The sequence below is a fragment of the Oceanobacillus alkalisoli genome, assembly GCF_022213125.1.
Lineage (GTDB): Bacteria > Bacillota > Bacilli > Bacillales > Amphibacillaceae > Oceanobacillus > Oceanobacillus alkalisoli.
In genome coordinates this window covers 1-19,514 of sequence record NZ_JAKNRA010000025.1, presented here as the reverse complement: position 1 = coordinate 19,514, position 19,514 = coordinate 1, and the positions used below count along the sequence as shown (strand labels likewise).

Below are 19,514 nucleotides of genomic sequence, written 5' to 3'. Positions count from 1 at the left end.
AGAGATCGGCTATGAGACAATTTCACAAATATAGCAGACCATTTGTCTTTGAGAGATCAGCTATGAGACAATTTCACAAATATAGCAGACCATTTGTCTTTGAGAGATCGGCTATGAGACAGTTTCACAAATATAGCAGACAATTTGTCTTTGAGAGATCGGCTATGAGACAGTTTCACAAATATAGCAGACGATTTGTCTTAGAGAGATCGGCTATGAGACAATTTCACAAATATAGCAGACCATTTGTCTTTGAGAGATCAGCTATGAGACAATTTCACAAATATAGCAGACCATTTGTCTTTGAGAGATCGGCTATGAGACAGTTTCATAAATATAGCAGACGATTTGTCTTTGAGAGATCGGCTATGAGACAGTTTCACAAATATAGCAGACGATTTGTCTTTGAGAGATCAGCTATGAGACAATTTCACAAATATAGCAGACCATTTGTCTTTGAGAGCTATCCTATGAGACATTTCCACGAATATAGCAGACGAATTGTCCCATAGAGCTATTCTATATAAGACAGATTTCACGGATATAGAGCTGACATTGTCTAATAGAGCCACTCTATGAGACAATGTCATGAATTTCTAACTGATTGTGTCTCATAGCGTTTCCCTATAAGTCATAATGACAAGATAAATAGGTGGTAAAATATTTAATTCAACTTATATATAAGTCAAAGTGGCTTTTTATTAAATATTCCAAGATTGCAGCCTTTAATTAGGTTCTATTTCCGTTTCAATCAATTCAAAATTCGTTATATCGGCAATTCCCCGGTTCGTTATCCGAATTTCAGGGATAACCGGTAGGGCAATGAGCGAAAACGTCATAAATGGAGCATGGATCAATGAACCGATTTGTTTCCACGCTTGTTCAAGCTCCGTTACTTCGCGAATGACCGTTTCCAAAGTCTGGTCTGACATCAGCCCCGCAATTGGCATTCTGACATGGGCGAGAACTTCAGCGTCCTGTACAACAATCATTCCCCCGCCCGACTCTGCCAATAAATTAGCCGCTACTACCATATCCCCTACATTTTCACCCATCACTAACAAATTATGGCTATCATGGGCAACTGTGGAGGCTACTGCACCTTTTTTAATTTGAAAGCCCTGTGTAAAGCCGAGTGATAGTTGTCCGGAACCATGATGACGATCGATACATGCGATCCGAAGAATATCCTGTTCAACATCCGGTTGAATAATCCCATCAACTACTGGAACATCTGCTTCCAGCTTTTCCGTTCGTGCGCTGTTTTCGATCACTTTAATGACATTGATCCGGGTAGAGCTATTATCTCTTTTTGATTTCAATAGAAAATCTTCCGGTTTAAACTTTCTCCCGACTTGTACGGAGTTTTTTATATGTGCCGGGTATAGATATGCAGGAAATGCACCGACAATCTGTTTATTTTCTACGATTACTTGGCCGTCCGTCATAACGAGGGTTGGTTCGACCGTATGCAAATCATCAAGCAGCATGATATCCGCACATTTCCCAGGTGCGATACTGCCAAGGTCATGGTCCTTCCTATAATAACGTGCGACATTAATCGTGGCCATTTGGATAGCTGTTACCGGGGCCACTCCCTCTTCAATCGCACGGCGGACAACATGGTTTAAATGGCCTTGTTCCACAAGGGTCTGGGGATAAACATCATCTGTCACGAGCATGATATTTTCTGTACTTACCTTATCTTCCGTAACAATTTTGATGACTTCTTTCACGTCATGCCAAGCAGAACCTTCCCGAATCATCACATGCATTCCAAGGCGAGCTTTTTTAAGCCCCTCTTCACGAGTTACGGTTTCATGGTCAGACGTGACACCGGAAGCAATATAAGCTTGCAGCATTTCATCACTTCCATCAGGGAAATGTCCCGTTACGGTCTTGTTCGCTTTCATCGTTTCTTTAATTTCACCAATCATTTTCGCATCACCTTGAATGACACCTGGAAAATTCATCACTTCGCCAAGGCCTACTACATTGTCCCATGTCAGGCCTTCTTTAATATCTGCAACATCCAGCTTCGCACCAGCATCTTCCAAGTGATCAGTAGCAGGTACACAAGATGGAAAAGTAGTGAACACTTTCAGCGGTAATTGCTGACCCTCTTCATGCATCAGGCGAACCCCTTCTGCACCGAATACATTCGCAATTTCATGCGGATCCATGAAGATGCTTGTCGTTCCTTTTGCCATAGCCGCTTTTGCGAATTCTGTCACAGATAACATCGTACTTTCCACATGCATGTGGGCATCCATTAAACCCGGTGCAATATATCTTCCTTCTGCCTGAATGATTCTTGTATCCGGTCCAATCGTATGTGTTACATCGTCTCCAACATAAGCGACTCTTCCATTCGATATGGCAATACTCTGATTCTCCAATAATTCACTCGTTAAAACATTAACCAATGTCCCTTTTTCGATAACAACTTCTGCCTTCCTTTTACCTAAAGCCACTTCTGCTAATTCCGTATGAATTTCATGATGTTGTTTATACATTGATGAGCCTCCTTTAAAAATAAAAAAGTCTGGAAACCAATTCCAGACTATCCGCACATGAGTAAAGAAGGAGGCATATTTTTTTATACGAATACACCTGGCAACTTCTGTATCATGTAGTCCAGTGATTTAAGGTCACTTGGTAGAAACGCTTGAGCCATATTCTCAAGCTTATACATTGGGCTATAACTATAAATCTATCTTAGAGCTCTGCAAGTATTTTTGTCAAAACATACATCGAATGAGGTTAGGTCAATCTTCTAACAAACCCTACTTATAAGCACCTTGCAAACTATGGGCAGTTATACTGTTTCGGTCCACTTTATAAGCGAATTCCCCCACATCTTTCTCATCACCTTTCTTCCACGCCTCCGTAAAGGTAACAAGATACGTTTCTTTGCCAACTTTTTCTACATTTGTTTCTTTTATGACGCGATAATCCTCAATCTTTTCTTCCCGCTGTCCAACATACCTAGGGAAGCCTTCCGTAATCGAATCTTCACCAGAAGTTGCTTCAAGAATGGCATCCTCCGCTGTAAATGGCGGCATGGGCGGTGAGATGATTTGTAAATAACCCCAGCAAATAACAATGGCAGCGACTGGTATAAAGAAGATGACTTTCATCTTTTTAGCCTCTTTACTTCTTGCGTGCAACCATTTATCAATTATCCCATAAGAAAAAGCAGCTGCCATCCCGTACACTGCAGCTAGTAAACTTTGAAACAGGATACCATTCGCCAATCCAAATAATCCGTGAAGCGTTACATACAACCAATCATGCTGTTGAAACCATTTCCCCTGCAAATATTCAATCGCCATGGATACCATATTTCCGTATAAAAGGATGATTAATCCGATGTACAACATATAAACATACAACCAGCCGAGGAACTGATTTCCTTGATTATATTCCGCTTCAAAGCCAATATTAAAAGTGAAAAGAGCGAAAAAAGTGGAAAGAAATGCCGTCGTAACAAAGGTCGTAGTTAACTTCCTATAAATAAATATTCTCGTACCTCTATTCATACGCCTCCCCCAATGTTGCAAATTCTGTATAAAAATCTAGTTACTTTCTTAGTTGCACTCTATTCCTAAATAATAGCATAAATCAATGGATGATATCCCATTCATTTAAATTTCGCAAGATTCTTCAGCAGAAATTACCCTTTTAAGTTAGCCACCCCTAACGCAAGATGATCCCACAATAGCTGCTCCACTTTTTCAACTAGTTCATCCGGACAGTTAATCACTAATATTCACCCCAGCATACTTTCCCCTTGAAATCCTCTTTCTTTTATATACAACTTTATTAAGAACGTAGTCAATCACAAATCCAAACGTAAATCCGATTGCCCCACCAATTAATCCTCAAAAAATCGCTCCCCACTCTAATACAAAGCCAATACTTGTTCCAATTGTGGCTGCCTTATCAAATAAACTAATTCCATCTGCACGGTGAAGTGTATCGAATAGTTTTCTTTCTTGCATCCGATTTTCAAGTGGTACCGCAAGAATATTTTCACTATATCCCCAATTCCTCTATAGCCGTAATCACGAGCTCAAGATAGGTTGAATGCTCAAAAGCAGAAAAAATTTGCAATCTACTTCACCTCGTGGGATGCCGGGATTTTAATTGGATATTGTTGATACTTTTGCTTAAGAAACTTTCGTTGTTCGCTTTTATACAATTTGTTATTCTCCAACGAGCCAATGGCATAAGAATTAAAATTGGCATTTTCACGTTCAGCTAATATGAAAATTTTGTTTAGATCTACCGTTGCCCGGTAACTATCCCAGATAGCGAAAATGTAGACCGGCAAATATAAAAGAAGCACTCTTCGCTTAAGAACCTCCCCTGCCATGTGAAAGGTACCTGTAAAAGAGTACATGATGGCGAGATTCAAATGAGACATATTGTTCACTATAATCTCCCAGAGAAAAAGCGAATATCCTCTCAAATACTTGGGTAAAAGTAAATGACCACACCCCGGGAATGCAGCAGACCACCAGGCAATAATATAAGGATTTCTTAGATGGAGCTGCGTAGTGCCACATAAACTTACATGAGCTTTATAGCGTCTCGCTGTATTATCATAATTATAATTGTTCATTTTCGTGACTCCTTAGAGAAATGGTCAAACCTTTTGTTATTCTCTTTCTCCTCTATTTGCCGGATCCATTTATAATAAAGCAATATAAAGCAGAATAATACTGGGTAAACGAGAGCCGAATACTTCAATTTCCACCACCCATGATGAAAAAAACCCACGGTTCAGGAAGCAAGGTTAAAGCTTCATAAACCGTAATGATTAGGGACCATAGTAGAATATATAACATACGCTTTAATCGAGAGGTTTGAGATGGATATCCGTTTTAAAATAAAAGAGCGGCTGATGGGGATAATAAAGCAACTGCAGGAACATCCAACCATTGAATTTCCCTGTCGAAATACCAATAAGCCCCATATTTCACACTCAACAAGAGGTCAACTGATACGCGAAAAAGGATCGTAAAAGTACAAATATGAACGATGTGACTTTTAGCGAGTCGCTTCACTCTCATAAAGGCAATCCCGTTAAAGGCGATGATTGCAATAATAAGTCCAAGCATAAAGAATAACCTCCTTTTCTTTAAAGGTTATTCTTTGCTAATTCATCATGAAGCTCCTCGGCCAATTTTAATTTAGGAGCCACCATGAAAATAGGGTGGATTGAGAATTTGCCTCAATCCACCCTATTTTCATATCTATTCTCACTGCTTTATCTTCTGAAAATAATCAATCATCCCAAGCGCACTTATCTGTACATCCAGGTTGATGATAATGTACACTTCATGATCATCTGGAATGCCTAAGCCTCTCAAATGCTCTTTTATCCTTTTTAAAACCCTGCGAGCGATTTCATTATAATCGCCACCCTCATCTACAACCTCTTCCGCGATTTCCACGTAAATATTCAGCCATTCCGCTACTTGTTTCAACGCTTCTTTTGGATTTTCTGTCATACCGAAATGGCCGAAATAAATTCGGTCAACGTTTTTTTTCGCAAAGCGGTTAAGAGAAGCATGCATATCATTTGGATTAAAATGGTTAGGTGATGTCGTCGGTAAATATAGTTCGATCCCCTCTTGAAGCAACAGCTCATAACGGACGCCTGCTGTATCCCCTGTAAAAATCCCATTACTTGCTGGGTCAAATACGCTGAAATGATGTTTCGCATGGCCTGGTGTATCCAAGAATTCCAATGTACAGTCAGGTCCAATTTTAAGTGTATCACCTTCTGATTTCTCCACTACTCTGTCCGCTGGAACAGGAACAATCGGATCATAAATATCCGAGAAACTGTCGCCATAAATGGCCCGCGCTCCCGCCGCAAGTTTTGTCGGGTCAATTAAGTGTCTCGCGCCGCGTGGATGAACAATCAGCGTCGCATTCGGACATTGCTGAAGTAAATAGCCTGCACCACCTGCATGATCCAGATGCACATGGGTGACAATAATATACTTCACTTCTGCAAATGATCTTCTTACGTTTTCAAGTCCCCGCTTTATATATTTTACAGACGGACTCGGCCCCACTTCGATAAGCGTCAATTCCTCTTCCTGAATGACATATGTACCCGTTCTGCTCGGTATGTCCATATCAAAACCATCAATTAATGAAATCCGTTCGTCCAGCTGAATCGGTTGCTTCTCCTTCACGAAACATCCACTCCCTTATTCTTCATCTACCCCCATCATATCAAAATTCCAATCATCTGCCTAAAACAAACACCAAGCTTACGGCAAAAATTATCATGCATAACATTCCTCAATCGGAGGAGAATAATACCGATAATATGAAGGAGGTCATCCAATTGTTCAATCAACAACCACAAAATCAAAATTTTAAAGATTCGTCCGAAATGCCTGCCGAGATAAGCCACGGGGGACATGAATTGTTTGATTCCCATGAAGCGATTGATGGTTTAGTTGGCGCGCTTGAGCATTCCGTTATGTACGAGCAGCATATTCAAGACCCGGAATTAAAGCAGCTTCTCTCCAGACAGAAATCGTATTTGACCCAAATGTACAATACGATTATCGATGCCCTGCAAACTGGTCAGGAGCCTGCTGTCAAGACGCAAACATATAATATGCCATATGGCAATGATACGATTTATGGCATGGAAGCAAGCCAGCCGAAGACTCCTGCCCAATCGATGAATGAAATTAATGATTCCAGTTACTCGAGTTTTATGATGGGACATTTAAAAAGCTGTGCGTCCCACTTTACAACGACAGCACTGGAAACGACAAACCCTGTTCTGCGCCGTGTTTTCGCTGACAGTATCCCGAACCTAATTGAAATGGCATATGAAATTTTCCTATACCAAAACAAAAATAAATATTACCAAGTACCTCAACTGAAACAAGAGGACATGGATATTTATATCAATAGCTTTGGAAAAGTCCAAGGGCAAATGCCCCATTAAACATGGAGGAGGCTAATCATGGGTCGAGATGAACACAAGAAAAAGAAAAATGCTGTATCCAGCCAAACGCCGAAGCAACAGTTAAAATATAGCGATGGCATGGATGTCGAGTTTTCTGAGGAATTTGCCGATGCGGACGACTGGGAAGCTCAAGCAAGGGATAGAGCTGCCATCCGAAGAATTAAAAATAAATAACAATAATCAGGTCTTCACGAGGTGGAGACCTGATTTTTTAATATGATGAAGAACGCATGCATATAACCGCCTTTAGTTGATTTTCAGCGATATTTCACGTACATTAAAAGTAAGAAAACATCTCTTAAAGGATGAATAACCATGAGTAAACGAAATGTGAATGACTATATAACAGAAGGGATTCACGGTGTCCGTCTTCCGAAAGAGGGAGAGCGAATCCGTTTTCTCGGTACCTTGCGCGAACGGGTTGTCATCGCCCTTACAATCGGTCAGGTCATGAGTGACTCCGGTCTTCAAAAACTGGACGAAGCGATGCAGCAACATCCCGGTACAAAGCTAATCATGAATGGCCATGTTGCTCACCGTTTTCTAACAGAAGAAAAAGCACTCGCTGCAAAACACAACATCTCTTATACCACAATCACAAACGAAGAGAATGACACCGACATCGGTGCTGTATTAACGTATGATTACGCAATTAATAAAGAAGAAATCTTTATTAAAGAAGAGGAACCAGAAGAAGAAAAGCAAGATGAGGAAAAAGAAGAAACCCTGCTTTCAAAAATTAAAAACTGGTTCCGGTAAGGGTTACGAGAAAGTCTGAGGGAGGTTTTTACTGTGAGAATTATATCAATTGAACCGACACCAAGCCCCCACTCCATGAAAATCAATGTGAGTGAAGAGCTGCCTGCTGACGAAAGTTATAATTATAAAAATAGTGATGACTTAACAGATGCTCCGGAATATGTGAAAGAGCTTTTTCAAATTGATGGAGTTAAAAATATTTACCGTGTCGTTGATTTCATCGCACTTGCTCGGACCCCGAAAGTTCCATGGGAAGAGCTCCTTCCGCAAGTACGTGAAGTGCTAGGAGCAGAGGAGAACCCCGAGGACTTACATATGGAAGAAACAAGTGAGCCGACACAAAGCTTCGGGCAAATTAACGTGTTCGTTCAGTTTTTCCGAGGCATTCCCATTCAGGTAAAACTCGAAGACGGGGATGATGAAAAACGCTTCGGCCTTCCAGAAGCATTCCAGGAAGCAATCATGAAAGCAACTGCAGTCTCGGATAGTTTCATTTTCGAACGTAAATGGGTCGAACAAGATCCGCGTTACGGAAAAAGTGATGAAATTGGCAAGGAAGTAGTGGAGGAATTGATCGCTACTCATGACAAGGAAAAACTCAATCAGCTTGTCGAACTTGCGATTGAAGAACGCGATGCTTCGGAACTTGAGAAAAACTCGGATGATGATGTGCAATTGGAGGTGCTCGATGATCCCGATTGGAAAGTGCGTTATGCGGCACTCGATAAAATTATCGAACCATCCCTCAAACATCTTCCGCTATTAGATAAAGCGTTGGATGATGCAAAGGCATCTGTCAGGAGACTTGCAACAGCTTATCTCGGCATGATTGAAGAACCGGAAGTACTGCCATCGCTGTACAAGGCACTTAAAGACAAAGCCGTAAACGTAAGACGAACGGCAGGAGATTGTCTATCTGATTTAGGTTTTACAGAAGCAATCCCGGAAATGATGAAAACATTGGATGATAAAAGTCAGATTGTCCGCTGGAGAGGTGCCATGTTCCTCTATGAAGTCGGGGACGAGCGCGCGATTCCTGCCCTTGAGGCAAAAATAAATGATCCAGAGTTTGAAGTACGGATGCAAGTACAGCTCGCCTTAGAGCGAATCAAAGGCGGCAAGGAAGCGAAGGGATCTATCTGGCATCAGATGACACAGGCTATTTCGAAAAAAGATTAAAATGAACTCCTAAAGCTGGTGTGGGGAAGGCTTTAGGAGTTTTTTTATTGGTTAAAGCTTCGTATCGTTTGGTAAGTCTAGTTCTTGAATCGCTTTTTCCCAAGACACAAACTCCGTATTATTTTTAGTTGTCGATTTTTTTACTTAAAGGAAATTCGTCTGGCTCTAGTTCCATTACTTCAGCCCAATCTGGATAGGTATGTTTCGTATCCATCGCGCAACCTCCTTTATTTCGTATTATTTGAACACAAAGAAAAATTTTACAATCCTTATTAAGAAATGTAAACTGAATTTAGGAAACAAAGCAAAATTAAACTCAATGTGTTAACTTGATATTACCTAAATAAGTTGCATTAAAGAAGTCGCATGTTTAGTTCATCTGCTATTCTCGGGGGCGTGCGAATTTATACTGTTACGGTGCGCAATTCCTGAGTGGCGTGCGCGTTTATACTGTTATGGTGCGTAATCCCCGGGCAACGTGCGAAGTTTATAGTGTTACGATGCGCAATTCCCAAGTGACGTGCGAGCTTGTACGCTTATCGCGCGCTAATCTCCGATAGCGTGCGAATCTGCTTAGGCCACCTGTGTTAATCTCAGCAAAAAGAACAAGCTGTATAAAACTTAAAATCAACATATATAGAAGGAGGTCTTTAAATGAATGATGCTTTCTATGGCTTGGATTCCACGTTTTGGTTCAAATTAATTATTATAGTAGCGATCACTGTAATCACGCTGGCCGGAACAGATATGATCCTCAGCAAGCTCTTTAAGGTAGAGAAAAAACAAGCAAAATACTATTCGTCCAAATTTGTAAATAACCTGCACAAAACATTAGACTGGACGATAAGAATTATTTTTATCTTATCCATATTTATTAGTTTAATTATTTTAAATGCTCAAATGCCCGAGGGACCTATTGTCCTGCCTTGGTATCTTTTATTTGCGATGCTCGGGGCTTCTGAATTACTTCGTGCAATTATCCAGTGGAAATACGTCACGAATCGTAAAGTGTATGTATTCACCTTTACTCGATTATGCTGCTGGGCTGTCTTATTCGCTCTCATCATCCGTTTTATTTCGTCCGATATGATTTGATAAGTTCGAATCAAACATTTTCACTTGCTTGCCTAATCATGATGACTTTGCAGAAGGTGCTCTATTGGACAAATTAAGAGAGGAAACAATGATACGATCCAGTAGAGGCACCCTGCCAATCAAATAACGCTTATTCTACTCCCGTTTCCAATACAAATGATAATGGTATTCACAAGCTTCATTGAAGAAAGAGTCGCACTTTAAGCAACGATCCGTCTGCAAATATTCATCAATCGTATGCTCCTTACGACAGACACCGCAGAGCACCGCCTTTTCATCGTACTCCGCCTTCTCCCATAATATCGGCTTATGGTCTTCCGCCTCCGCATGGCATTTATAGCAAGGATAGTATTTATCGCAACACTTAAATTTGATGGCGATAATGTCTTTTTTCGTTTGATAGTGCGTACAACGCGTTTCATCATCCACTATAAAACCGTATACCTTTTTCATTCCATCTTCTCCTTGTTATACTGGTAGACGTTACCATTTATGATTTATACTTTAGATAAAATATAATGAACTCCCTCAATTTTGTCAAAATAACAAAGATGCGAGGTTAATGGAATGAGATATATCCTATTACTTATAAGCGTAATTTTTCTTGTGAGTTGTAATGAGCTTGTTTCAGAGTCTGATCATGTAGCCAAAACCATGCGCAATGTGAAATTTAAAGAACAATTAGAGTCAGAGATTGATTTAACAGCGTATGAGCGCGAGCCTAACGAATGGGGAGAAAACGTCACAGGAGTGAAGACGCGATTCGTGACAGGTGAAAAAGAAATCGCTCTGACGTTTGATGCGTGTGGTGGCGACTTCGGAAACGGTTATGACGAAGCGTTGATTACATTTCTACGTGAAGAAGGGATTCCCGCGACACTGTTTGTAAATGAACGATGGATTTTTGATAACCAGGAAATTTTCCTAAATCTCGCAAACGATCCGCTTTTCCAAATCGAAAACCACGGAACGACCCACGCTCCGCTTTCAGTTGATGGTGCCGAAGCTTGGGGGATTCTGGGAACCAATTCAGCGGAGGAAGTTTTTGCTGAAATCATGGGTAATCATGATACGATAAAGGAGTTAACCGGACGTGACATGAAGCTCTTCCGTTCCGGTACAGCCTATTATGACGAGGTCGCTGTCGAACTTGCCAACGACTTGGGATATGAAATCGTGAATTTTGATATTTTAGGAGATGCCGGCGCAACGTACTCTGCTGCAGAAGTGGAGCGTGCTTTACTTGATGCGAAGACAGGATCGATTGCGTTATTGCATATGAACCAGCCAAATAGCGGAACGGCCGAGGGGGTGCAGACTGCAGTTCCGCTTTTACAAGCAGCAGGGTTTGAATTTGTACAGTTGGCTGATCAGGAGTTCAAGTGATTGTAAAGATTTCTTCAACGTTTTTAACCCTTATAAGGAGCATTCCAACATGGCCCATTCCATTGGACTTTCCGTAAGTGTGATTTTATCCGACCCCAGCAAGCTACGAGAAAAAGATTTCTGATGGAAAACATCACGATTTTAAATGGATTCCTCACGTAACAACTTGCCCATGTCCCGATCACTCCCTTTTCAATACATACATGAGGAGAAGGTTTCCTTTACACACAGCAAACGCTTTCATATAATGGTAGTAATTCACATAACGATAAGGAGGTCGTCAGATGGAGCGCATTCAAGAGGGCACATTATTATGGGAACCAACACAAGAGAGAAAAGAAAACAGCAACCTGAACCACTTCATGGTCTGGCTGCAGCAACATCGCAAGCTTTCATTTGATAGCTATGACAAACTATGGGACTGGTCCGTCACCGAACTGGAAGCATTCTGGGAGGCGATGTGGGGATACTTTGATATCGGGTCAAGCACCCCTTATCAATCCGTCCTTTCTGCGCGGCAGATGCCAGGTGCGAAATGGTTTGAAGGAGCAACCATCAACTATACGGAGCATGTTTTCAGAAATAGAGATTCAGAGAAAACAGCAATTATCTATACATCTGAAGTACGACCTGAACTTAGAGAAGTGAGCTGGGGGAAGTTATACGAGGACACTTTGGCCATTCAACAAACATTGAAGAAACTCGGTGTGCAAAAAGGGGATCGGGTTGTCAGCTACAGCGCCAACAACTATGAAACCGTTGTTGCCTTCCTAGCAACCGCAAGCTTAGGAGCAATCTGGTCCAGCGCGTCGCCTGACTTCGGAACGCAGAGCGTCATTGACCGCTTTAAACAAATCCAACCAAAAGTTATGTTCGCCGTAGACGGCTACCGCTATGGCGGGAAAGAGTTCGACCGACTGGAGACTGTCCAATCGATTCAAGCGGAAATCCCTTCCCTTGAAGCAACCATCACGATACCTTATTTAAAAATCGACGCTGACTTCAGCAAGTTGAAAAGCCCGATCAGCTGGGAAAAAGCTGCTGAAAACACAGAAGAAAAAAACTTAACATTTGAACATGTCGAATTCAATGAACCACTTTGGATTTTATTTTCATCCGGCACGACTGGAACGCCCAAACCAATCGTACATAGTCAAGGCGGGATGTTAATCGAACATTTGAAAGCACTTACCTTCCACTGTGACTTAGGTGAAGATGATCGCTTCTTCTGGTTCACCACAACCGGCTGGATGATGTGGAATTTCCTTGTCGGGGGTCTGCTTACGGGAACAACGATCATCCTTTATGACGGAAACCCTGCATATCCTTCCACGGATACACTTTGGAAGCTTGCCCAAGATACGAAGATGAACCTTTTTGGAACAAGTGCAAGCTATATCACGGCATGCATGAAGGAAGACCTTAAGCCGAAAGAGAAGTTTGATTTAAGTGCTCTGCAGAATATTAGCTCAACCGGGTCACCTCTGCCACCTGAAGGGTTCAAATGGTGCTATGATAATGTGAAAGCAGATCTCTGGATTGCTTCCGTCAGCGGCGGCACCGATGTTTGTACAGCCTTCGTCATCGGAGCGCCTATTTTACCAGTCTATGCAGGTGAGCTGCAATGCCGTGGTCTCGGAGCAAAAGTGGAAAGTTTCGATGAAGCTGGGCTTGCCCATATTGATGAAGTCGGTGAACTTGTACTAACCGAACCTTTCCCAGCGATGCCTATTTTCTTCTGGGACGATGCAGCTGGAACACGTCTGTATGAAAGTTATTTTGACTTGTATGATGGAATTTGGAGTCACGGGGATTATATTAAAGTGACGAACCGGGGGACTTGCGTCATCTACGGGCGCTCGGATGCAACAATCAATCGAGGTGGCATCCGGATTGGTACAAGTGAAATATATCGTGCCGTCGATAAGATTCCGGAAATTGAAGATAGCTTAATCGTCGATATCCCGTCACCTTCTGGGGATTCCATCACCCCATTATTTATCGTTTTAAAAGAAGGATACGAGCTTACTAGGGAGTTGAAGGCAAGTATTAAGAAACAGATTCGGGATTATTGCTCCCCGCGTCATGTTCCAACAGGAATTTACGTTGCACCAGACTTGCCGAAAACGTTGAATGGCAAGAAGCTGGAAGTGCCTGTGAAGAAGATTCTGATGGGACAGTCGGCAGAACGCGTTGTAAATAAAGGATCGCTTGGGAATCAGCAAGCACTGGATTATTTCTTGGAGTTTGCGAAAGAATTATAATAGCAGAAATGGAAACAAGGCTTGGAGATTCGACCTCCAAGCCTTGTTACGTTATCATTTAAAAGCCTAGTCTGTAATTCGAGTGTAATTCCCAATCGTTTCGAGAACGCCAGTATAGGGAATAGCTCATTCCTTAAACGGACACATCAACTGACAAAAACTCAGGACGTTGTTGTTTATGCTTATCGAGCATAATCTGTTCTGGCTTAACACCTTGCTCTTGCAAAACTTCAATGCTCTGCTTTAAAAATTCGTCACTACCGACAACATAGAATAGTCCGTCCTTGTCTGCAGCAAGATTTTTCACTTCTTCATAGTAGTCTTTACGATTATCGACGAACTGTGAGGTGAACTTCTTATCAGCGACAGATTCAAAAATATCAGGGAATAGGAAATCTCTTGATGAATCAATGTTTAAGGAATGCATTTGATTGACGTTATCAGCACGCTCGAAATAATCAAGCACAAGCGGTCTGAATGTTGCCAGCCCGACACCCGATGACAGCAGGTAGACATTTTTATCTTCCCTTTTAAGCGGTACATTCGAATGAATCTTGAATATCGCAACTTCATCACCGATTTTGAGCGCTCTTAAATTTTCTTTAAACTCCGAGCACTGTTCTTTAATGCGTGTCGTGATCCCGATTGAATTTTCCTGTGGTAAAGTGGAGATGGACATGTGGCGGATTAAACTGCGGTTTGGTTTATCTCCGGCATTAAAACCTTCTAATGCCAAGTGGATATGGGCACCTTCCTCCCATGTAAGGCCTTCCGGACAGTCGACGAAATACGTTTTAACCTCGGGCGTTTCTTCAACAATCTTATTTATTTTCGTCCAATATATTTGCATGACATATTCTCCTCGCTCCATTAGATAGATTGTTACTGCTTAATATACACTAAATGATAACAGTTCTCAACTAAATGGATTGATTCATTTTAATTCTTTATCTATTCGACTCTTCCTCCTGCTGCACTACCTGTGTAAGCTCCACCCTATTCCCAAAAGGATCTCTAAATTCAAACCGTTTATGATTAGGAAGAGCTATCGCTTCTACAATTTCAACATTATTTTGTTTTATAACATTTCTCCAATAATCGATATCGAGAACTTGATAAGCTACATGTGCTTTTGTTTTCGTTCGATCAAATCCTTCTTCTACTCCGACATGTATTTCTCTATCTCCTGCTTTTAGCCAAAATCCTCCGCGTCCTTGCAAAGCTTCTGGTTTCTCAATTTCAGACAACCCTAACACGTTGCAGTAAAAGTTTTTCGCTTCCGTTTCCATCCCCGTTGGAATGGTAATTTGTACGTGATGCAGACCAATAATCATGTGAATTCCTCCATATATTTTCAATATCTACCGTTAGTTTCATCTTACTAAACAATATCTGATAAATACAATATATAGTTGTTATACGAACTGATAACCAATAGTTATATTAAATTCACTACTCATAGTGAGTTGTACTTAATATTTTATTAAAGGGTGTCCTAGCAATTATGACTTCGCAGGCGGACATTTTATGAGACACAATTAACTCTGAGTTTGTGAAGCTGCCTCATGGGAGAGTCCTATCAGACAAATCCAGATAGAAATCCGTGAAACTGTCTTAGAGAAGAGTTCTATCAGACAAATCCAGATAGGAATTTATGAAGCTGTCTCATAGAAGAGTTCTGTCAGACAAAATCAGCTAGAAATCCGTGAAACTGTCTCGTGGGAGATGCCCTACCAGACAAAATCCAGCTAAATATCCAATAGGTGAATTCCACCCTACCAGAAGAATAAACTAGCATAAATTATTCTGTTACAGAAGTAAAAAACTTAATTTCAACATATAAAGATTAATTTCCTTTTTGCTTTTTAAGCATTTCCTTCAAATATTCCTCTGATTTTCCTTTAGGAATACTTAAACTCTCCCAGTTTACACCTTTCAATTGCTTACCAATATAGACAATTTGACCAACATGATAAGCATAATGTGCTACCTGTCTTTCAATTGCTTCCATAACCAAATGGTTTTCTCCCCGAATAGATACCTGCTTTATTAAAACCCACTCGTCTAAGTCATGGAGTGTATCAAGATTTTCCAGCCTTTTTACAAGTATGTAACGATATCTGATGTCGCCGAAATATCATCGATAAATTCTTGATCACGGTTCCGGTCAGCTTTTTCCCCATCTGTGGTTAGAAAGTCAGTCCATCTTACAGAAAAGGACGTTGACAAGCCTCAGTAACTTAACCTTCCCGCCTCAATCCAGTTCTCGCTATTATTACAATGCTTGCAATACTGACTAGTGTTCCTAGAAGTGCAATAACACTTACCCCAATACTCCCCTGGAAAATAAATCCGATTGGCATCATCCCTAGAAATACAATTGCTACAAATGCTTGGAATACGATTAATATCATATTGGCAGTCCGGTTTTTGAATAAAGCTAAAATCAGTCCCGGTAAAAAAAGAATAATGACCATTCCAATAGACAGCCACAAACCAAAAGGTTCTTCATATGAAACAGTATTAGGGCCTGTTGGATGTCTCGCTGCGATTAAAATTACAGCGATAGCTAATATTAACGTAAATAATACCATCGGAAGTTTTTTAACCATTTTCTGCGCTCCCTTTTTATTCTGTTCATGCTGGTAATTACTTGCTAAATATTACGATTTTGATGAAGATGAAGTCTCACTTTTACTTTACTGTTTTAAAAAATTTTACAAACTCGCCAATAAAACCATTACACCATTCGTTATCCCATGAATAAGAACCGCAGGCCAAATTGAACCCGATCGTTCATAAGCATAAGCAAAGATAATTCCAGCCAAGAAGTTTACCGGCATCGCATTGTAGGTTGGAATATGGACAACGGTAAAAATAATCGAGCTGAGCAAGATAGCTCCAACCAAACCGATGCGCGTTCGTAGCCAGCGATAAATAAACCCACGGTAAAAAATCTCTTCATAGATTGGTGAAATAATTGCCGCGGAAATAAAAGCAATGGCAAGCATGAAGAAACTCCTGTTTTGCTGCATCGCATCTGTTTTCTCATTTTCCCATGTATTTCCGATCAAACTTGTAAGAGTCATAATGACTACAGCACCAACCATAAAGACTGCCGAATAAACAAGAATCATTTTCCAATCCTTCGCAGCAAATGGTTCGATCCCAACTTCTTTCCAGGTAAGTTTCCTTGGCCGGAGTGCGATAAAATAAACACTTAATATTAATATGATAGCCATTGTTAAGCCAGATAAAGTACCCGAATATAAGTCATTCTCAAACAGGTTGGAATAGATTGGTTGAATAAAAGGTTTGACCACTCCAAGTATCAATCCAAATTCAACGAGCATTAATAATACGAATTCTTTCCAACCCCAATAGTCATGCTTTTTCCAGTTCATTTGCTGTAATTGCATCCTCATCCCTCTTCCTGATTATGATATAATTCAACTATATTAGATGACGCTACGTAACCTGCAAGCATGAATGGGAGGAATTTGATGAAACGCTGGACGACTGGGGAAGTATCCAAGCAACGAAATATATCTGTGCGTACGCTTCGTTATTATGATCAGATCAACCTGCTGACCCCTAGTTTTAAAGATGATAATGGGAAGCGCTATTATTCGGAGGATGACCTTTTTACTTTAGAAAAAATAATCATTTTAAAATCACTTTCCCTTCCACTGGATAATATTCGCGACATTTTAGATGAACTATCCTATAGACAAATTCTTGTCTCCCATTACAATTACTTACAGGAAGAACTCTCGAAGCTGCAAGCAAGTATTTCCAACACAACCTCATTGATTCATATGATTGATTTGGAGGAATCATTTTCATGGGAACATGTTTCCCGGCTTGTTCGAAATTCAGATAACAGCAGCAAAAAATGGATCGATTATTTTCAAGAAGATGAAAGAAATTTTTTGCAGGAAATCATACCGAATCTCAGCAATAATGACGAAATAACCCAACAATACATTGCTGTGTTACAGAGAATCGAATGGTGTATTAAATACGGTAGGAAGCCTGAATCCGACGAAGGGTTGGATGTTGCCTTGAAATTAATCGAGCTAACAAATGAAAACTTTCAAGGCGATACCGAACTGATGGAAAAGTTTTGGGAGATAAGAAAACTGCCTGCTGAAGAAACTGGACTATATCCGATTTCAGAAGAAGTACTGGAGTTTGCCGAACGTTGTATAGAAGTGCATTTTTAATTGTGTTAACTGTAATTTCGTGAATCGGGCGGTGTAACTTTGAAAAAAGATTTGATTAGAGTTGCCGCAATCTTTTGTATCGGTTGCATTTTTCCTGCCCGTTCCCCTAGTCTTCCTTTATTTCTTATAATCTAAGCTCTAAAAAACAAGAAGCCTCCTCCTCAAAGGCTTCTTGTTTAATGCAGCAGCTTTTTTCTACGATGACATCCATTGCCCACCATTCACATGAAGTGTTTGCCCTGTCACAAAACGTGAATCATCCGAAGCAAGATAAACAAACGTTGGTGCAACTTCAAATGGCTGTCCTTGACGTTGCATCGGATTACCCGCTAATGTCACCTCATCTGCCGAGAAGCTTGCTGGGATGAGTGGCGTCCAAATCCGTCCTGGCGCAATGGCATTCACCCGGATGCCCTGATCAATCAAACTATTTGCAAGCGCTCGGGTAAACCCAATATTAGCTCCCTTCGTCGCTGTGTAATCGATTAATTGATCATTCCCATCGTATGCCACAACAGAAGATGTATTAATGATGGAGCTTCCAGCCTTTAAGTAAGGAAGTGCTGCACGTGTCGTGAAAAAGTGAGAATAAATGTTTACTTTAAACGTATCATCAAATTGTTCATCGGAGATATCAAGCAAGCTCAATTGTTGAAATTGAATTCCCACATGGTTACATAAAATATCAAGCTGTCCCCATTTTTGAATCGTTTTTTCTACAATTTCGATACACTGCTCCTTTTCCCTCAAGTCACCGGGCAGTAATAAACAACGCTGTCCAAGCTCTTCAATTCTCCTCTTTGTCCGATTTGCATCCTCATGTTCATCTAAATAGGCAATCGCAATATCTGCTCCTTCTTTGGCAAAAGCTATGGCGGCGGCTGCCCCCATTCCACTATCACCACCTGTGATAAGCGATACTTTTTCTTTTAATTTAGCACTGCCTTTATAATTTGGATTTTCGATAATTGGCCTTGGAACCATTAGTTTCTCTACACCGGGTTGCCGTAACTGCCGCTGTTCGGGAACTGTAATCGGGATTTCTTCGTATTTCGTTATTTTTCCGTAATTGGGGCGCATGGGATAATCGTGCTTATTGCTATTATTTTGCTTGTCTTGAGACATAGTGACCTCCTTATTAGAATAGTCATTTGTCCCACGTTATGTTTTCCATCCCGCTAAAGTGCATGGTCACCGTCCGTGACGTGCAAATTATTGTTCATACGGGCTCACTCCGGAAGGGAATTGAATAGAATAAAAGAGTGAAGAATGAAAGGATGATATTGCTTGAATTATTATAATCCTGAAGTGAAGTTATTACTAATCAATCATTCCGATAAAAAAGTGCAATTACTATATAATGATAATCCACAAACATTTACCATGCCCTTTATCTGCCCAAGACCACCCTATTATTATCATCCACGATATGAAGAATATTACCCGATTATTTAGTCGAACCGGGACACGGGGTCAGTGATATGCTCCCTTTATAGTAGACAGAGAAATAATAAAAGATCTCTACTACTATAAAGGGAGTTTTTATTATGTCTGAGAAAGTAATGAAACACACATTGGATGAAAGGGTTCAAGCTG

Annotated in this window: 22 protein-coding genes and 1 riboswitch; of the genes, 9 read left to right on the top strand and 13 right to left on the bottom strand. The window is 40.7% G+C overall.

The window, feature by feature from the left end; translation table 11 throughout:
- Positions 1 to 725: 725 nt before the first annotated feature.
- From ade to L3V42_RS17455, 5 genes are all read right to left on the bottom strand, one after another.
- Positions 726 to 2,516: an adenine deaminase gene (gene ade, locus L3V42_RS17475; protein WP_235763916.1), complete on the bottom strand. Its 1,791-nt coding sequence runs from the start codon at positions 2,514 to 2,516 to the stop codon at positions 726 to 728.
- A 97-nt stretch (positions 2,517 to 2,613) separates the two neighbouring features.
- A riboswitch (purine riboswitch) is annotated at positions 2,614 to 2,715 on the bottom strand.
- Between the two features lie 71 nt (positions 2,716 to 2,786).
- Entirely contained in the window at positions 2,787 to 3,542 is a 756-nt protein-coding gene (locus tag L3V42_RS17470) for a hypothetical protein (RefSeq protein ID WP_238472576.1), read from the bottom strand.
- A gap of 575 nt (positions 3,543 to 4,117) precedes the next feature.
- Entirely contained in the window at positions 4,118 to 4,627 is a 510-nt protein-coding gene (locus L3V42_RS17465) for a hypothetical protein (RefSeq protein WP_369412918.1), read from the bottom strand.
- Between the two features lie 262 nt (positions 4,628 to 4,889).
- Positions 4,890 to 5,126 carry a hypothetical protein gene (locus L3V42_RS17460; protein WP_238472575.1) on the bottom strand — a complete coding sequence of 79 codons (237 nt, stop codon included), beginning with the start codon at positions 5,124 to 5,126 and terminating at the stop codon, positions 4,890 to 4,892.
- Between the two features lie 141 nt (positions 5,127 to 5,267).
- Entirely contained in the window at positions 5,268 to 6,215 is a 948-nt protein-coding gene (locus L3V42_RS17455; RefSeq protein ID WP_238472574.1) for an MBL fold metallo-hydrolase, read from the bottom strand.
- Positions 6,216 to 6,370: 155 nt separating this feature from the next.
- On the opposite strand from L3V42_RS17455, the gene L3V42_RS17450 reads away from it, so the two are divergent.
- The 5 genes from L3V42_RS17450 to L3V42_RS17430 all read left to right on the top strand — a co-directional run bounded on the left by L3V42_RS17450 (position 6,371) and on the right by L3V42_RS17430 (position 10,042).
- A complete protein-coding gene (locus L3V42_RS17450; RefSeq protein ID WP_235763912.1) occupies positions 6,371 to 6,988 on the top strand; it encodes a spore coat protein in 618 nt (205 codons plus the stop codon).
- Positions 6,989 to 7,006: 18 nt separating this feature from the next.
- Positions 7,007 to 7,183 carry a YfhD family protein gene (locus tag L3V42_RS17445; RefSeq protein ID WP_235763911.1) on the top strand — a complete coding sequence of 59 codons (177 nt, stop codon included), beginning with the start codon at positions 7,007 to 7,009 and terminating at the stop codon, positions 7,181 to 7,183.
- A gap of 141 nt (positions 7,184 to 7,324) precedes the next feature.
- A complete protein-coding gene (locus tag L3V42_RS17440; RefSeq protein ID WP_235763910.1) occupies positions 7,325 to 7,768 on the top strand; it encodes a YueI family protein in 444 nt (147 codons plus the stop codon).
- Between the two features lie 33 nt (positions 7,769 to 7,801).
- Positions 7,802 to 8,947 (top strand): conserved virulence factor C family protein, encoded by a 1,146-nt coding sequence (locus L3V42_RS17435; RefSeq protein ID WP_238472573.1) that lies wholly within the window; start codon positions 7,802 to 7,804, stop codon positions 8,945 to 8,947.
- Positions 8,948 to 9,601: 654 nt separating this feature from the next.
- Positions 9,602 to 10,042: a DUF4181 domain-containing protein gene (locus tag L3V42_RS17430; protein ID WP_238472572.1), complete on the top strand. Its 441-nt coding sequence runs from the start codon at positions 9,602 to 9,604 to the stop codon at positions 10,040 to 10,042.
- Between the two features lie 135 nt (positions 10,043 to 10,177).
- Here the strand turns inward: L3V42_RS17430 and L3V42_RS17425 are convergent, their stop codons facing one another.
- The gene (locus L3V42_RS17425) at positions 10,178 to 10,495 is read right to left on the bottom strand and encodes a CHY zinc finger protein (RefSeq protein ID WP_235763906.1); all 318 of its coding nucleotides are present in this window, start codon (positions 10,493 to 10,495) and stop codon (positions 10,178 to 10,180) included.
- A gap of 201 nt (positions 10,496 to 10,696) precedes the next feature.
- Between L3V42_RS17425 and L3V42_RS17420 the strand changes: the two genes are divergently transcribed.
- Together L3V42_RS17420 and L3V42_RS17415 are read left to right on the top strand one after the other, a co-directional pair.
- Positions 10,697 to 11,428 (top strand): polysaccharide deacetylase family protein, encoded by a 732-nt coding sequence (locus tag L3V42_RS17420; protein WP_235763905.1) that lies wholly within the window; start codon positions 10,697 to 10,699, stop codon positions 11,426 to 11,428.
- Between the two features lie 284 nt (positions 11,429 to 11,712).
- Positions 11,713 to 13,692, top strand: a complete 1,980-nt coding sequence (locus L3V42_RS17415; protein ID WP_235763904.1) for an acetoacetate--CoA ligase — start codon at positions 11,713 to 11,715, stop codon at positions 13,690 to 13,692.
- 133 nt (positions 13,693 to 13,825) lie between these two features.
- Here the strand turns inward: L3V42_RS17415 and L3V42_RS17410 are convergent, their stop codons facing one another.
- From L3V42_RS17410 to L3V42_RS17390, 6 genes are all read right to left on the bottom strand, one after another.
- Positions 13,826 to 14,542 carry a dihydropteridine reductase gene (locus L3V42_RS17410; RefSeq protein ID WP_235763903.1) on the bottom strand — a complete coding sequence of 239 codons (717 nt, stop codon included), beginning with the start codon at positions 14,540 to 14,542 and terminating at the stop codon, positions 13,826 to 13,828.
- Positions 14,543 to 14,639: 97 nt separating this feature from the next.
- Positions 14,640 to 15,026: a VOC family protein gene (locus L3V42_RS17405; protein ID WP_238472571.1), complete on the bottom strand. Its 387-nt coding sequence runs from the start codon at positions 15,024 to 15,026 to the stop codon at positions 14,640 to 14,642.
- Positions 15,027 to 15,538: 512 nt separating this feature from the next.
- Positions 15,539 to 15,727 (bottom strand): DUF1572 family protein, encoded by a 189-nt coding sequence (locus L3V42_RS18600; protein WP_369412919.1) that lies wholly within the window; start codon positions 15,725 to 15,727, stop codon positions 15,539 to 15,541.
- A gap of 65 nt (positions 15,728 to 15,792) precedes the next feature.
- Complete coding sequence (locus L3V42_RS18595) at positions 15,793 to 15,921, bottom strand: DUF1572 family protein (RefSeq protein ID WP_369412917.1); 129 nt, start codon at positions 15,919 to 15,921, stop codon at positions 15,793 to 15,795.
- Positions 15,922 to 15,932: 11 nt separating this feature from the next.
- Positions 15,933 to 16,304 carry a YdeH family membrane protein gene (locus L3V42_RS17395; RefSeq protein ID WP_238472570.1) on the bottom strand — a complete coding sequence of 124 codons (372 nt, stop codon included), beginning with the start codon at positions 16,302 to 16,304 and terminating at the stop codon, positions 15,933 to 15,935.
- A 105-nt stretch (positions 16,305 to 16,409) separates the two neighbouring features.
- The gene (locus L3V42_RS17390; protein WP_235763900.1) at positions 16,410 to 17,111 is read right to left on the bottom strand and encodes a CPBP family intramembrane glutamic endopeptidase; all 702 of its coding nucleotides are present in this window, start codon (positions 17,109 to 17,111) and stop codon (positions 16,410 to 16,412) included.
- An 84-nt stretch (positions 17,112 to 17,195) separates the two neighbouring features.
- Here L3V42_RS17390 and L3V42_RS17385 point away from each other — a divergent pair, with 84 nt between their 5' ends.
- Positions 17,196 to 17,918, top strand: a complete 723-nt coding sequence (locus L3V42_RS17385; RefSeq protein ID WP_238472569.1) for a MerR family transcriptional regulator — start codon at positions 17,196 to 17,198, stop codon at positions 17,916 to 17,918.
- Positions 17,919 to 18,113: 195 nt separating this feature from the next.
- On the opposite strand, the gene L3V42_RS17380 is transcribed toward L3V42_RS17385, so the two are convergent.
- Positions 18,114 to 19,043 carry an SDR family oxidoreductase gene (locus L3V42_RS17380; protein WP_235763898.1) on the bottom strand — a complete coding sequence of 310 codons (930 nt, stop codon included), beginning with the start codon at positions 19,041 to 19,043 and terminating at the stop codon, positions 18,114 to 18,116.
- A gap of 162 nt (positions 19,044 to 19,205) precedes the next feature.
- On the opposite strand from L3V42_RS17380, the gene L3V42_RS17375 reads away from it, so the two are divergent.
- On the top strand, positions 19,206 to 19,373 hold the full coding sequence (locus L3V42_RS17375; RefSeq protein ID WP_235763897.1) for a hypothetical protein: 168 nt from the start codon (positions 19,206 to 19,208) through the stop codon (positions 19,371 to 19,373).
- The last annotated feature ends 141 nt before the right edge of the window (positions 19,374 to 19,514 follow it).

Bases quoted from the DNA above. Each gene is read 5' to 3' on its own strand.
- ade (WP_235763916.1), bottom strand. From the start codon at position 2,516: ATGTATAAACAACATCATGAAATTCATACGGAATTAGCAGAAGTGGCT.
- L3V42_RS17470 (WP_238472576.1), bottom strand. From the start codon at position 3,542: ATGAATAGAGGTACGAGAATATTTATTTATAGGAAGTTAACTACGACC.
- L3V42_RS17465 (WP_369412918.1), bottom strand. From the start codon at position 4,627: ATGAACAATTATAATTATGATAATACAGCGAGACGCTATAAAGCTCAT.
- L3V42_RS17460 (WP_238472575.1), bottom strand. From the start codon at position 5,126: ATGCTTGGACTTATTATTGCAATCATCGCCTTTAACGGGATTGCCTTT.
- L3V42_RS17445 (WP_235763911.1), top strand. From the start codon at position 7,007: ATGGGTCGAGATGAACACAAGAAAAAGAAAAATGCTGTATCCAGCCAA.
- L3V42_RS17440 (WP_235763910.1), top strand. From the start codon at position 7,325: ATGAGTAAACGAAATGTGAATGACTATATAACAGAAGGGATTCACGGT.
- L3V42_RS17430 (WP_238472572.1), top strand. From the start codon at position 9,602: ATGAATGATGCTTTCTATGGCTTGGATTCCACGTTTTGGTTCAAATTA.
- L3V42_RS17425 (WP_235763906.1), bottom strand. From the start codon at position 10,495: ATGAAAAAGGTATACGGTTTTATAGTGGATGATGAAACGCGTTGTACG.
- L3V42_RS17420 (WP_235763905.1), top strand. From the start codon at position 10,697: ATGCGCAATGTGAAATTTAAAGAACAATTAGAGTCAGAGATTGATTTA.
- L3V42_RS17415 (WP_235763904.1), top strand. From the start codon at position 11,713: ATGGAGCGCATTCAAGAGGGCACATTATTATGGGAACCAACACAAGAG.
- L3V42_RS17410 (WP_235763903.1), bottom strand. From the start codon at position 14,542: ATGCAAATATATTGGACGAAAATAAATAAGATTGTTGAAGAAACGCCC.
- L3V42_RS17405 (WP_238472571.1), bottom strand. From the start codon at position 15,026: ATGATTATTGGTCTGCATCACGTACAAATTACCATTCCAACGGGGATG.
- L3V42_RS17395 (WP_238472570.1), bottom strand. From the start codon at position 16,304: ATGGTTAAAAAACTTCCGATGGTATTATTTACGTTAATATTAGCTATC.
- L3V42_RS17390 (WP_235763900.1), bottom strand. From the start codon at position 17,111: ATGCAATTACAGCAAATGAACTGGAAAAAGCATGACTATTGGGGTTGG.
- L3V42_RS17385 (WP_238472569.1), top strand. From the start codon at position 17,196: ATGAAACGCTGGACGACTGGGGAAGTATCCAAGCAACGAAATATATCT.
- L3V42_RS17380 (WP_235763898.1), bottom strand. From the start codon at position 19,043: ATGTCTCAAGACAAGCAAAATAATAGCAATAAGCACGATTATCCCATG.